The organism is Streptomyces sp. URMC 126, assembly GCF_051386555.1.
In the GTDB taxonomy this organism is placed as follows: Bacteria; Actinomycetota; Actinomycetes; order Streptomycetales; family Streptomycetaceae; genus Streptomyces.
Map to the genome: position 1 here is coordinate 1 of NZ_JBPQTX010000580.1, position 1719 is coordinate 1719.

The 1719-nt window shown below is 74.6% G+C and carries 1 protein-coding gene, 2 tRNA genes and 1 pseudogene; all 4 read right to left on the reverse strand.

Going from position 1 to position 1719, the window contains the following annotated elements; translation table 11 throughout:
- Positions 1-324, reverse strand: a pseudogene (locus ACSNOK_RS32870) (ABC transporter permease); the annotation flags it as partial.
- Positions 321-1325 carry an ABC transporter ATP-binding protein gene (locus ACSNOK_RS32875; protein ID WP_436784447.1) on the reverse strand — a complete coding sequence of 335 codons (1005 nt, stop codon included), beginning with the start codon at positions 1323-1325 and terminating at the stop codon, positions 321-323. The pseudogene ACSNOK_RS32870 and the gene ACSNOK_RS32875, both read right to left, overlap by 4 nt.
- 172 nt (positions 1326-1497) lie before the next feature.
- Positions 1498-1570: transfer RNA gene (locus ACSNOK_RS32880), tRNA-Gly, on the reverse strand.
- A gap of 74 nt (positions 1571-1644) precedes the next feature.
- Positions 1645-1716 (reverse strand) — tRNA-Gly (locus ACSNOK_RS32885).
- Positions 1717-1719 lie beyond the last annotated feature (3 nt).

The following is a 1719-nucleotide window of genomic DNA, read 5'->3' on the forward strand; positions in this document are numbered from 1 at the left end:
AGAGACAGGGACCTCCCCCTCCCCGGCCTCCCCGGCACGCAGCCGCTTCAGGACCGACTCCTCCCGGCGGGCGACGTAGGCGCCGACCAGATTCCGGTGGACGGCCAGGAGGAGGACGCAGCCGAACGCCGCCGTCACGGTGGCCTCGTCCGGTGTCAGGCCGGCCCGTTCCGGGGCGAGCCCGTCGACGCGGAGGGCGACCAGGCGCAGGACGTACGCCGCCAGGGCGGGCAGGGACAGTGCCGGGATCAGGGCCGCGGGGTTCCGGAACAGCAGGGTCAGTTCGGCGCGGCCGAGGGCCGACAGCCGGGCGAGCGGAGTCATCCGGCCTCCGTTCCGCACCGCACACCGGCCGCGTCGCCCTCGCCGGGCTCCGGGAACGCCTCCTCCGGCGAGGCGGTGCGCACGTCCAGCCCCTCCAGTTCCACCGCCCGCTCGCGGGCCCAGATCAGCAGGCCGGTCAGCGTTCGCTGGAGCTCCGGGGTCAGCAGCTCCACCCGCCCGCTGCCGTCGGGGAGTTCCCGGTGGCCGACGACGCCCAGCGCGCCCAGCGGCGGGAGATCCCCGACGAACCAGCCCGGAGGCATGGCGAACCGGATGCGTGACGGATACGCCGCCCGCACCTCGGACGGCGTCCCCTCGACGACGATCCGGCCCCCGCTCATGACGGCCAGCCGGCCGGCCAGGGCCTCGGCCTCCTCCAGGCGGCGCGCGGTCAGCACCACGGTCGTGCCCTCGGCGCGCAGCCGGTGCACCAGCTCGACGACGGCGCGCCGGGCCCACGGGCCCAGCCCGGCCGTCGGCTCGTCCAGGACCAGCACCTCGGGCCGGCCCAGCAGCGCCACGGAGAGGGCGAGCCGGCGCCGTTCGTCCCCCGACAGCCGGCCCAGCCGGACGTTCCGCCGCGCTCCCAGCCCCGCCAGGTCCAGCGCCTCGTCCACCGGGCGCGCACCGCTGGTGCACCCGGCCCACATCACCGCCGCCTCGCCCGCCGTCAGCCCGGACGGAAGGCCGTCCTCCTGAAGCAGCACCCCGATCCGGGACCGCACCCGCCGCCGCTGCGCGTACGGGTCGTGGCCGAGCACCGTCACCCGGCCGCCCGTCGGCGGGGCCAGCCCCGCCAGCAGCTCGACGGTCGACGTCTTCCCGGCGCCGTCGGCTCCCAGCAAGGCGAACACCTCGCCCCGCCGCACGGTGAAGCCGATCCCCCGGACCGCCTCGACACCGGCACTCCCGTCGGCACCCCCGACCCTGCCGGATCGCCCGGCCCGGCCGTGGACGCGCCACAGCCCCGCGGCTTCGATCACACACTCCCCGGACTCCATGCCTCCAGCCTTCCGGCGCCGGCCGGGGACCGGCAGTGCGCGCTGTCACCTCTCGTCCTGACAAACGTCATGCCCCCGCGCGCGGAAGTGAAAAAAAGACGGGCCGGGAAGAGGAGGGAAAGGAGCGGAAAACGCGGAAGGCCCCGGTCACAGGACCGGGGCCTTCCCTCTGAGCGGACGACGAGGCTCGAACTCGCGACCTCAACCTTGGCAAGGTTGCGCTCTACCAACTGAGCTACGTCCGCATGTGCTCCGCGCTTCCGTGCGGTGCGAACACCACTCTACCTGATCCACCGGGGTGGTCGGGACGAGCGATGAGAGCGGGTGACAGGGATCGCACACTGCGCCTCCCCCTTGGAAAGGGGGCGCTCTACTACTGAGCTACACCCGCGCG